The following is a 12,646-nucleotide window of genomic DNA, read 5'->3' on the forward strand; positions in this document are numbered from 1 at the left end:
CCTCCAACCTCCTAAGTCACCGCTTATGGAAATGGATGCGGATGCGGATTGAGCTGTTCGAATTCAAGCGGCCGTTTTTCATATCCAAGTTCCATCGGAACCCTCAGTATTCTCTCAAGCCCAGTTATGCGGGTAAGATGATGGCCGAATGTCATCGGCAGCATCCCCGGGATCAGCACTTTCACGCAATGTAGTCCATTTCGTGCAATTTCCGGTGTCGTTTGATCCACCACAATCACCTCGAGTTTCAAGCGGCGAAACTCCTGAAGGATTTCCTGCAAATCTTCCGTCAAGTCCGGATGATTGACCTTTTCCCCGAATTCTTCAGCGAAAGTCCGCATCGGGCGGTCATCATCCAGCAGAAACTGCAGTCGCTCTTCGGCTTGCGGTAAACCGTACAGCATGCCATGATCATCCATTTTCCGTACCAGTGAGGAATCATGCAGCATTTTCTCAACCTCATCCTGGTTCTCTTCCAATTTATCGTCAAGGGTCAGCATCATGCCAGCCAGCTCGAAGACCGCGCTTTTCACCGCCCGGACCGGGTCCAGATGGGCCCCTGCCGCACATATGATATTCAATCCTTTTTGTTTCCTGTTTTTTGCCAGCGCCCATACGCTCGGTATACCATGTTCCATCGTCGAATTAAACAAATGGATATCATATCCCGCTGCCGCCCTCGCCCTGTCAATCATCAGCTCCAGTTCTTTGTCATTTGCTGAATAAGGATCAAGGCGTGTGAGAGGCAGCTGCGCATACCAGGTCAGCAGGAACGAATCACGTTCGACCACTTCCATGATGCCGTAGAAAATGGCCTCCTCCAAACTTCCCCCTAGAGCACAGCCATTGGAAGTTTCATAGACAAATCCATGACCGCAGCCCAAGCTGTAATAGGAAAGCAATTCCGGGACCAAGATCGGCCGCTCTTGTAAAAATGAGTGGCCCCACACCCAATCTATCGAGCGGTCAGGATTAAACGGTTGAAACGGGAAATCCCGCTGTGCATAATTTTCCTTCGAATGTACCCCTATCCTGATGGGATCGAGCGCAAAATCTTTCAGGTTGTTGTAGCTGTCATGAATGACTGTCCGTTTGCCGCGGGGCTCCATTCCGCAATACCTTTCCAATCCCTCCAATATGGCAGTCATCTCACTGACCTCATATGAGAGAGTCCGGCCTGCCGACCCCTCATCTCCTATGAACAAAGGCAAATTAACACTTACATCGGCAAATGGCGGTACAAGGTCTATCATTTTATTATTCAAGAATCCTGTTCGGTGGTCCAAGTAATCCTTGGCCAGAACTTCATTCAGCTCCTCCATCGAACGGGTACGGTAACTTTCGGGACTGATTTTTGGACTTGGCTGCAACGAAATCCTTGCACGCTCCTTCGAGTCATCAGGTAATGTTGAGCAAACCTGACACAATGGATCAGGTAAAAAAGAGTGCCACGAACCATTCAGCGTCTTCAGGCTGATTAATGATACATGCCCTTCCGACCGGGCGCGTTCTCCTTTCATCACCTTCCTTACCTCTGCACAAATCAAGTGGGCCATCTGTAAAAGCCCTGTGCGGGATGCCGACGCATCACGCTCTATCCCCCCATTTTCCTGCAGCTGTTGGCGGATTCCCCACATTTCTTTTCGATCACGCCCGGCCATGAGATACCTTTGGTCCGCACACTGTGAGCAGCCAGGAACACCCGGGCGCACCAGCGGACCTATCACTCCCTCTCCAAATGATACGAATCCCCGCAGCCATGGAATGCCCGCTTGCCCTATCACCTCTTCGGCCTTTACATGGACAGCGGGATTCCAAGCATCTTGCATCAGAAGGACCATGGCCGTCGTTTGCGGGATTCCTCCCTCGAAATCGGTTTGGCGATTCACCAAATATTGGCCGGACAGGTCCCCATGAACATGGTCGGCCAACACTCCTTCCCCGACAACCAATACGTCAGTTTTCACCCTGATTCCTCCTCTCGCAAAAACACCCCAAACACACCTGCAATTTCTTCCTTCAAGAAAGGTTCCAGATCCATTTCGAAAACGTGGATTCGCTTACTGTTTTTCTTCAAGACTTGAATGGCGGACTGTACCAGTTCGGGACTCCCTTTCACCCCGCATGAAGGAATCACAAGATCCACCTTTTCTTCCTCAAGAACAGGCGATGCCACTAAACCTGGAGCTGTTAAGCAAACGGTCTGGTTTTGGACTTTCATGACGGCCTTTTGCAATGCGTTCCGTAATGCGATCGTTACATTCAAACCGACAGCGCCGGACCAGCCATCGCTCGTTCCTGCCCAAACTACCGGGAAACCTGACATTTCCTCACCTAAGGCGATGATCGGATCTCCCTGCAGCCGGGTCAACGCTTGTAGATAATACCTGCAGCGCTCATCTTCCACTTGAGCCAATTGCACCGTCAAAAGTTTCTCCTGGTTGACCCGCTTATTTAAAAACTCTGTATCCAAACTGCTTTGCAGTCCCCTGCAAACACATTCAGCAAATGTTTCCCCTGCTCCGACACCGATCGATTCCTTTATTTCGTCTGCTCCCTGAAGCGGAGGAAGAGTCGCAACGAGCTGGCTGAGCGTTCGGGATACATATGCTTCAACTCCTGCAAGACCGGTTTCCCTCCTCGCTTCCTCATGCGTCAGATCTGAACGGATAATTTCGGGCAGGAGTTCGGCCGGACCGGACGACAGCGGATCAACAACCTGAACGCGGCATTGAGCAAGCGGCAGCTGTTTTAAATCCCCCTCATCCCAACGATGAAAAATTCCGGATTCCGAGGATGTCAACCGGCTGAAATACATAAATACCTTCCCCGGCTCAACCGGGTCCGAATTCTGTTCAAGCCGCCGTTCAAAATCTTCAATCCATGCAGCAGTCCCTTTTCCCGTCACCCCCGGGTGGGGAATGAACGGATGCCATTTTCCCTCCAATGTATCCATATCCAACAGATAAAATTGATTGGCTTGTTCTGCTGCCGTAACTCCTGTAGCGTCTTTAAACCATTCGAATACCATTATATTGGCTAACATCGCTCCGGCTGTAGCGGAAAAAGAAGATGATGCCTGATTCTTCTCCAGCTCAGCTTGATGTAAACGATGCCACGCTGACTCCCAACATCCCTTTGAATCTGGATGGACAAGCGGACCAGCCATGCCTACTTGATTGATGATCATTGCAGGAAACAGGGTCTTTTCCCCTTGCCTGCAAACCGAATGAAGTTCTCTTAATTCCTCTATATCACCCTCCTGTGACACATATAATATCGAGTCAAAGGGCCGCACGATCTCCCGCCATTCAATCTCTGTTCCCTTTTCAAGCACGACCTCCTCTATCGCAACCTCGTCGTCCGTCTTACGCGCATGAGCCACGATTTCATTCAATCTTTTTCTATTGGTCGGTACGGTGTCCGTAATGAAGATATGGAATGTGGGCAATCCAGATTCAATCAGTGAGGACACCAATGAAAGGAACAATGGGCCAGAGCCTATAGCCAACGCCTTTTTCTTTCGATAAGCTTCAAAGCGGTAAGCCCCGGAATCGCCGCAACTTTCCAGGAACTCGATTTGCGAAGCATACCTTTCAAGAACTTGTTTCCTTAATTGATGGGGACTGTCCTGACTTACATCCCGAACAAACCCATTACCGTACAAAACCTCGGCAATTTCCATCACCCTGTTCCGGTATGGGCCAGGCAATCCATCCGTCAACTCGCTTAATGTATGGTTCCCGTTGAACATCGGTAATAGCTTTTCAATCCACTGGACGATCGAGCCGCCCTCCATACGGAACGAACTTATGTTATTCCTGAAATACACACCTCTGTTCGGTTCCGGAAGAAAAAACGTATCCCTTTTCACTTTCAAACGCATATAAGGGGTCAAATTCACCATTCCGCTCCTCCTAACCCGATGCATTCTAAGTACTGCTATTAGCACAGCACTTCACTTTAATCCTATGTACGACAATTTGTCCCTTATGTCTCATGCTATAAAGAAAAGTCCCTGCACATGCAGGGACTTCCTTTAGAAAACCTGGATACTTAACCGGCGCAACGACCGCAACGACCGCCGCAACCTCCGCAGCGTCCGCATCCACCACAGCGACCACAACGACCGCAGCGACCGCCACAACCAAAGCAACCAAAGCACAAGAAACAGCCAAAACAGCCGAAGCAGCCACCCACACCAATGAATTGTCGGGACGAATCATCCAGATTGTACTGGTTTTGATCCCAAGGAACTGGCTGAGTTACCTGGAAATCATCTACATTCAGATTTTGCAATTGATTTTGAAATTCATACATTTTATATAACCTCCGTTTATTTTTTTAAGGTAATGCTTAGAACAGGAAACCTGAACGAAATGGTCAGGGAATTTAACACCACGTCAAGTATTCCCTCCAACAAATTATGTCAGGGGAGTGGGTATTGCCACTGATTAAAAAGCCTATTTTCACATTAAATAACAAATGAAAAACAGAAAACCAGAAGGATAACACCCTTCCGGTTTTCATGATCGCCTATTAAATTAAGTCCTTACCAAGTCACTTGGCATTTTTGTTTTCCTTATTTCGATGGGAAGATCCTTTATGTATGGCCATTACCTTCGGATTCACATTAGTTCTGCAGTTGTTCATAACGATTCCAGTTCACCGATTTTTCCAGCACGATCGATATCAATACTCCCATTATGAGCCCATTCGTCAAAAAGGGCTGTAAAAGCGTAGGAACGTTCGAGAATGCATTAGGCAGGATGTTCATCAAACTCACTCCAATCAATACTGGTACGGCAAGCCTGAATATCGTGTCTGAAGTGAAATGCTGACCCTTGACGCTGTTGAAAGCCGTACCGAACAGCTGAAGGTAAGCAACGAACAATACTGCATTCCCGACTGTTATCGGCATCATGGCCAGGAAAGAGATAAAAGGAGGAATGAGCCCAATTATGGTCAATAACATGCCTCCAAGTAAGAAGGGCCTCCGCTCATAGATTTGAGTGCTCTGCAAAAATCCGATGGATGAAGTAAAAGGTGTATACGGAACAAGGCCAAGCAACGGGGCGAAAATGGTAAAACCGCCAGTCATGAATAAAGAATTTCGATACTGCTTGTGTTCAGCTTCATCACCGATTAATTCCGATGCGGCCTGAATCGAAGCGAACGTGTTGCACAAATTCAGTAATCCTGCAAAAAAGGAAATCGCTATTATCCCGAATTCAAGGTTTGGAGCACCCAATGGGAAAAATGAAAAAGCGGCACCCGTCGATCCCATTTCTCCCCCGGCCTCCGGAAATAGCAGCTCGTAAAAAATCCATCCTACTATAATCCCGATCAATATGGAGAAATTGCTTATGGTCCTTGGTCCTTTTATTTTTAATATACTTACTAGAAGTACAATCGCCACTGATAGGAAACTGACCGGGATGTTAATTTCCCCATTCTCCGTAATCCCCAGCATCCCCTTAAAAAAGACAAAAATGAGCTGGAACGTCAGAAGGAATAAATAAACCGTCATGACCATGGGAGTGAAAATCTTCTGGACATAAGAAATCAGGTTGAAGGCAGAAATAATGAGGGTCACGACACCAGCGGCAATGAGGCCGGTAGCAATTCCCCCTCCTATCTCAGCATACCCGAGCCCTATGGATGGTGCAGATAACCCTAAATTCAACATCACTCCCCACAATAGACCGGAGTGACCTTCCATAAGCGGATACTTATGCCCTTTCCACCCCTGAAACACGCAAGCGATCCCGGTGAAAATGAGCGAGCTTCTCATGGTCATTTCCGTAACATTGGGAGGAAGATCAAAAGCAGCGCCAATCGATATGGGCACTACTACTGTATTTGCAAAAATAAAAAACAACCATTGAAAAGAAGAAAATAGAGTCACAGAAGATCTCCAACTTTTCATAGATTCCATCTCCTTTGAACATGATACTTTTCAAACTCATGGTGCTGTCCTACCCTTGAAAAACGCGATAGGCTAGCACCATGCTAATAAACGCGGTCCCCGGATGGTCCGCTGCCATTGCTGGACACATGATTTATGTCATATGACCTTTGCAGACACATGCGAAATGATAACGTTACCATTAATAGTAACAAAGACTGCAGCTCCCTGCTAATTTGTTGGCTTGACTAAGGTTGCAAGGCAAATGGACAAGCAGAAGCGAGCCATTTTAAAAAAATATATCGCGGTAATAACGATAATGACATGGGAGGGCTAACCAATATAACCAAAAAAAATCACTTCCACAGCATATAACATAAGTAAGTAAAAGTACACGGAAGCCGTCCAATACCCAAAACGAAAAAGGAAATCCGGAAATATCCAGAAATCCTTTTTGGTTTAGTCCTACCGTTCAATGGACTGCTTTTGTTTATATAGTGAACCGGAAACTAAGTTCCCCTTGTAAATGACCGCTTTACGTTCAGAACGCCTGGCAACTGCCTCTGCAGAACAGCTTGCGTCAATTAACACCAGACTTGCGGCATCCCCAACTTTCGGCCATACCTGGTTACCCTTTTCATCCAATGGGGTTTTTCCGCCAGTTATATACCCGAGTGTTCGGGAAAGTGAGACTTCATCAATCCATTTAAAACGTTCTGCGAGCCTTCCTGCTCTCTCCAAGATGTCACCATTCCCAAGAGGTGACCATACATCAAAGATATTATCATTTCCTACTGATACTTCAACCCCTCTTTCATGTAATAAATCAACAGGGGGCATCTGCCTGTTAATAGGGACACTGGTGACGATGGAAATCCCCGCATCCTTAAGAATGTCAGCCAGTTCATAGGCTTCTTCCCTGGATACGTCCCCGATGCCGAACGCATGGCTTAATGCTACCCTGCCTTCCCAGCCCGCTTGCTTGGTCAGAGCTGCCAAACGCTTCATGGTGAACGTGCCCAGGTGGCCGGGATCATGTAAATGCAAGTCCACATCAGCGTTCGCTTCCACTGCTAAATCCATCAATTGTACCAGCGATGCTTCAATATTGTTATCGACTGTGGCTGGATCCACTGCCCCGACGATTCCTGCTCCGTTTCGCAATGCCTCCCTGACAAGCTTGACAGAACCGGACCGCAACAATCCGTGCTGCGCAAATGCTACTATTTCTGAACTGAGTCTATTAGAATAGCCAGCAAGCGCCTGTTGTACTTGCTCTAAGTTTTGCAATCCCACTTCCGGATAGATATCAACATGAGTCCGTATATGTGCAGAGCCAGAAGCTAAAAGGATTTCCAGTAAAGATTCTGCACGTTTACATGTGCTCGTTGCAATGGAAGGCAGAACCCTCTTCTCATTTTCAAAGCGTTCAATGACACTTGAAGAAGGAGTGCACGCTCTCCAAACATCCCCCATCAGTGTCTTATCAAGATGAACATGCTTTTCAATGAAGGATGGTAACGCCAGCAATCCTTTTGCATCTTCCACTGGTAAATCATCAAGTATGGCTTCCCCATCTTTGACTATCTTCGTGATCCTTCCATCCTCGATCAACAGATGAAATAGCCCGGTCATCGTTCCTGTAACTCTACCATTCTCTTTTTGGTAGCCACATTCCAAACGAACATTCTTTAACCAATAGATTGTATTCATGATCTTCATCCCTTCTTGAAATAGTCCTTCAATTCGAATTCAAGGCAGATTCGTGATCGAGTCCGCCGTAAACCAGATTTCCATCGACCATAACTGCAGCCCGCGTCGATCTCCTGGCAACTGCCTCGGCAGCACATGATGCATCCACAAAAACCATACTTGCGTCATTTCCGACTTTCGGCCATAAACGATTTCCTTCATGATCCAATGTCTTGACCCCGCCCGTAATGAATTGGAGCGATTGAGACAATGCATACTCGTCCTTCCAGTTGTACCTCTCGGCCAATCGGCCTGCCTTTTCCAGCATATCTCCTGTACCGAATGGGGACCAGGAGTCATAAAAGCCATCGCATCCGAGAACAACATGGACACCTTTTTCATGCAGTGAATCTATCGGGGGAATGACCCGGTTGATAGGAACTGTAGACATGATCGCTATCCCCAGGTTTGATAATTCACTGGCCATTTCATTTGATTCTCCGATTGAAACATCACCAAGTGCAAAAGCATGACTGATGGCCGCTCTGTTTTTCCACCCTGCTTCATCGATCAAAGAAGCCAGTTTCTTGATCGTATATAAACCAAGATGACCGGGATCATGTATATGAATATCAATATCTGCATCAAATTCAACGGCCAAATCGACCATTTCATATAGGGAAGCTTCTATATTATTATCCACTCCGCCAGGATCCAGGCCGCCCACCAAGGACGCCCCTTCTTTCATCGCTTGTCTCATCAACCCTTTTGAATTCGTTCTTAGCAGTCCATGCTGCGGGAAAGCCACGATCTCATATGTCATTTTCCCTTTGTAACGATATAGAGCACTTTGAATCTCTTCCAAGTTCCTCATACCGATGTATGGATCGATGTTAACATGCGTCCTTACATGCGTTGCCCCGCCGCTTAACAATAATTGAAGCATCCGTTCAGCCCGGAGCCGTCCAGTTTCAGCCAGTTCAGCAAGCTCTTTTGCTTCTAACTTTAAGCGTTCGATTAAATTCGGAACCGGAGTGCATGATTTCCATGGCAGTCCTAAATAAGTCTTGTCAAGATGGTTATGCATCTCTTTAAAAGGAGGAAGTGCAAGCAGCTTTCTCGCGTCGTGAACAGGACCATCCGTTTTCAAAGGCATACTTGAAGCCAATTGCAAATCCTTTATGATCCCATTTTTTATATACATGTTGTATGTAGCTGTCTTCGTCCGATCAATTCGTTCATTCTCAAAAACAAATCCACTATCAAGCGTAACGTTTGTAAGCCAGTATGCTTCATTCATCAAATCACTCTCTTTATAGAAGATTAAACACCTGTCGTCTCAAAAGATGAAATAGATCCGCTAACAACATTGCCCCTGAAGATGACAGCGGCACGCTTTGCCCTTCTAGCCACCGCTTCCGCTGAACAGCTGGCTTCAAGCAAAACGATATTCGCCTCATCCCCGACATTAGGCCATGTCTTGACCCCGTCTTGGTTTAATGGGGTCTTCCCTCCTGTTATGAATTGCAGGCTTTTCGCTAAGGAACGTTCATCAATCATGCGAAACCTCTCTGCAAGGCGACCTGCCTTTTCCAGATTGTCCCCGATGCCAAAGGGTGTCCAATGATCAGTGATGCTGTCATTACCCAATTCCACTTTCACCCCTTTTTCATGAAGCAGGGGGATGGGGATCGTTCTGAAGATGGGCACTGTTGATGTAATCGATATTCCTGTTTCCGAAAACCTTTCGGCGATGCCCGTTGCCTCTGAGACTGAAAGATCTGCCAAACCGCTGGCGTGGCTAACCGTAACCCTTCCTTGCCAGCCTGCGTCTTCCGTCATGGAAGCAAGTCGCTGCATGGTGAAGAGTCCAAGCTGATCCGGATCATGTAAATGGACATCGATATCGGAATTGGATTCAACCGCGATATCCATGATCGTTTCAAGTGACCGCTCTATGTTCTCATCAATGGTGGCGGGATCCACGCCTCCTACCAGATTCGCCCCATTCTTCATGGCTTCCCTTATTAACCCAACGGAATCGCTGCGTAATAGTCCGTGCTGTGGGAATGCGACGATTTCATATGTCAATTTGTCACTATATCCTTCCAGTGCCTGAATGGTGGCTTCTAAGTTTTTCAGTCCTATAACGGGGTCAACGTTGCAATGTGTGCGTATATGGGTAGAACCGAAGTCCAATAATAAATCCAGCATTTTTTCTGCTCTTACTTTAGCGGTAGGCAATAATTCGGGCAGTAAGACCTGCTCTTCCTCTATCCGGGTTTTCACGCCATTAATGGCAGGCATGCAAGCCTTCCACGGACCGCCATAATAGGTTTTATCAATGTGGATATGCATTTCCTTAAACGAGGGGACCATCAGGAGGCCGTGAACATCATGCTGCGGATCCTGATCAGTTATCGATTCCTCCGCCAATAAAATGGAGGATATTTTTCCATTTTCAATCTTGATGTGGTAATGACCGGTTTCAGTGCCGGTGATCGTTTCATTTTCATTATAAGTAAAACCATTTTCCAAGCGGACATTCGTTAACCAATACGATTGAGACATTAAACTCACCCTTCCATTCCAGATTAAACATGCATCACTTTCATTATAGTTTTAAAAATCAACAAATAATTTCAGAATTTTTACTCGTTTTTATGTTATTTTTACTTATTGTGCCAAAGAAAAGGCCCACCCTAAAAAGGATAAACCCTTTAAGACTGTAGACAACTCTATGAAAACTCAGTTTGCCTGCAGTTTTTTATTTAAAAAGTTCAACTGATTTCAGAGATCCGCTCCCTTTCTTTGTAGACGTTGATTTCCACTCCAGGCACTCGCTTTCCGCGGGCGGTCCGGGAGCCTCCTCGGCGTTTGCGCCTGTGGGGTCTCCCTTGGACGCGCTTTTCCCGCAGGAGTCTCTCACCTTCCGTTCCAATCAACTTTGCTTTAAAATCCCTTTCCGCCGACTGTCTGCCAAGCCTCATTGGCGCAAGCGCCTTTGGTGTCTCGGCCAGCCAGTAATTCGGCAGGAGTGTCGCAAATCTCTTCAATCCAATGAGGATTACAGTAAAAAACCATAAAGACCGGAGCACTTTATTCGAAACGCTGCACTGTCTTGGGCCGTTGACGCAGTTTATCGACCTAAACCACACTTTATTCGGCCGTTCACGCACAGCATTCGACCTACCCAGCACTTTATTCGACCGTTGAGGCACTATATTCGACCGTTCACGAATTTTTTTCGACCTTCACCTAACTTTTCGGACTCCAATCCTTGTTCCAATCAACTTTGTTAGAACATTTAGATAGTAACCATATCTGAGGAATTGAAAATGTTGCTTTGGGTCAATTGGTTCGGGATCATCATTTGATGAAAGATACGTTTTCCGAACCCCTTTCGTCTACAAACTGAAAGGCTCACCCTAATGGATGAACCCTTTGTTCTTATCTGCGCATCACTTTATCGTTACGTCATTTATCTCCAGATAGCCTGAAGGGCTGATTGAGAATCCTTTTACTTCTTTGGCAACTGCAGCAACATTTTCTATGACCCTTACAGGAATATACGGGGTGTCGCCCATCTCGATTTCCTGTGCCTCTGCGTATAGTTCTTTGCGCTTCTCTTCTTCTTTTTCCTTCCTGGCGGCATCTATTAAACGATCCACCTTTTGATTGCTGTAAAAGAATGTATTGCCGGCCGCTCCCTGTGAATCCGTATGAAATAGATTATATTGATTATAATCAGCATCGCCGGTCGCGTTTCTCCAACTGATGATGAACATTTCCGATTGCCCTTTATTCACTTGTTCCACGAACGAACCGTACTCCATCACCTGTACCTTCAAATTAATGCCGATACCTTTCAGTTGGGATTGGAGGACCTCGGCCAAGTTAACTCTTTCTTTACTGTCCATTGTCAGGATGGTTGCATCCAGTCCCTCAGAATATCCAGCTTCGGCCATCAGTTTCTTTGCTTCCTTCAGGTTGTAATCATAGGCTTCGAGATCTTCGTTGTAGCCGAATACTTTAGAGCCCATCAAGGAGTTCGCCTTTACTCCCACATTATTAAAGACCCCCTTGATAATCGAGTCCATTTCAATGGCATGGGCAATGGCTTTACGTACCTTTACATCATTGAACAGTTCATTATTGACATTGAACCCTAAATATTCGGTTCCATACCCTTCACTGCGGTAAACATCCATTGCCGGTGAAGATTCCACCTGGTCCATGACAGCTACAGGTAGAGGCTCTGCGATATGCGCTTCACCGGTTTCTATCATGGATATCCTCGTTGAGTCTTCGGGGACGACCTTGAAGAGGACCTTGTCCACTTTTGGCTCGTCTCCCCAATAGCTGTCGTTTTTCGTCAATATGATCTCCTGGCCTGGGGACCATGAATCAAAAACGAAAGGACCGGTTCCATTCGGTTCCTGGATAATCTTTTTGCCATACTTTTCGATCGTTTTCGGACTGATGATTCCGCCTTCGTGATTCGCCAATATGGAAAGGAGAGGGGAAAATGGTTCCTTCAGAATGAATTGCACCGTAAATTCATCAACCGGTTTCACCTCTTTTACCATATCGAATACTACCGCTCTGGGAGAAGCGACCTTCGGATCTAATAGTCGATCAAATGTCTTTTTTACTGCATCTGCATTAAATGGTGTGCCATCATGAAATTTTACATCTTCCCTAAGCTTGAATTCCCAGGTCGTATCATTTATTTGCTTCCATTTTTCTGCTAGCATTGGCTGTATCTCACTATTCTCATCTCGTTGTACAAGGCCTTCATAGATTTTATGGTGAGTGACGCTAGCGGCGTTAATCGTGGACATGAACTGCTGATCCAAATTCTCAGCGTCTGATAAGCGGGCAATAACCAATGTGCCCCCTTCGTTTGATGCTCTGTTCGGATCACTTTCTGTTGTGCTTACGTCATTGTTAGATGAACAGCCCGTAATGATGATGGCCATGATCATGACTAGAAAAAACTTTCCTGTCCCACGTTTTAACCCCATGGACTTCGACCTCCCATTT

Annotated in this window: 9 protein-coding genes; all 9 read right to left on the reverse strand. The window is 46.4% G+C overall.

All coding sequences use genetic code 11. The annotated features are described in order from the left end of the window. Positions 1–23 precede the first annotated feature (23 nt). The 9 genes from V3595_RS22790 to V3595_RS22830 all read right to left on the reverse strand — a co-directional run bounded on the left by V3595_RS22790 (position 24) and on the right by V3595_RS22830 (position 12,627). The gene (locus tag V3595_RS22790) at positions 24–1,967 is read right to left on the reverse strand and encodes a TOMM precursor leader peptide-binding protein (RefSeq protein WP_485909807.1); all 1,944 of its coding nucleotides are present in this window, start codon (positions 1,965–1,967) and stop codon (positions 24–26) included. Beyond that, complete coding sequence (locus V3595_RS22795; protein WP_485909809.1) at positions 1,964–3,907, reverse strand: putative thiazole-containing bacteriocin maturation protein; 1,944 nt, start codon at positions 3,905–3,907, stop codon at positions 1,964–1,966. The genes V3595_RS22790 and V3595_RS22795 overlap by 4 nt, the downstream gene beginning before the upstream one ends. Before the next feature lie 149 nt (positions 3,908–4,056). Beyond that, entirely contained in the window at positions 4,057–4,320 is a 264-nt protein-coding gene (locus tag V3595_RS22800) for a heterocycloanthracin/sonorensin family bacteriocin (protein ID WP_402940734.1), read from the reverse strand. Between the two features lie 313 nt (positions 4,321–4,633). Further along, on the reverse strand, positions 4,634–5,929 hold the full coding sequence (locus tag V3595_RS22805; RefSeq protein WP_485909811.1) for a uracil/xanthine transporter: 1,296 nt from the start codon (positions 5,927–5,929) through the stop codon (positions 4,634–4,636). A gap of 444 nt (positions 5,930–6,373) precedes the next feature. Next, entirely contained in the window at positions 6,374–7,621 is a 1,248-nt protein-coding gene (locus V3595_RS22810; protein WP_485909813.1) for an amidohydrolase, read from the reverse strand. A gap of 28 nt (positions 7,622–7,649) precedes the next feature. Continuing rightward, entirely contained in the window at positions 7,650–8,900 is a 1,251-nt protein-coding gene (locus V3595_RS22815; RefSeq protein ID WP_485909815.1) for an amidohydrolase family protein, read from the reverse strand. Between the two features lie 23 nt (positions 8,901–8,923). After that, positions 8,924–10,171 (reverse strand): amidohydrolase family protein, encoded by a 1,248-nt coding sequence (locus V3595_RS22820; RefSeq protein WP_485909817.1) that lies wholly within the window; start codon positions 10,169–10,171, stop codon positions 8,924–8,926. A gap of 381 nt (positions 10,172–10,552) precedes the next feature. Further along, on the reverse strand, positions 10,553–10,684 hold the full coding sequence (locus V3595_RS22825; RefSeq protein WP_485909819.1) for a hypothetical protein: 132 nt from the start codon (positions 10,682–10,684) through the stop codon (positions 10,553–10,555). A gap of 377 nt (positions 10,685–11,061) precedes the next feature. Beyond that, entirely contained in the window at positions 11,062–12,627 is a 1,566-nt protein-coding gene (locus V3595_RS22830; protein WP_485909821.1) for a glutathione ABC transporter substrate-binding protein, read from the reverse strand. Between the last annotated feature and the right edge of the window lie 19 nt (positions 12,628–12,646).

Origin of the sequence: Bacillus sp. CFBP9009, assembly GCF_036541465.1 — a bacterium.
Taxonomy (GTDB): Bacteria; Bacillota; Bacilli; order Bacillales; family DSM-1321; genus Peribacillus.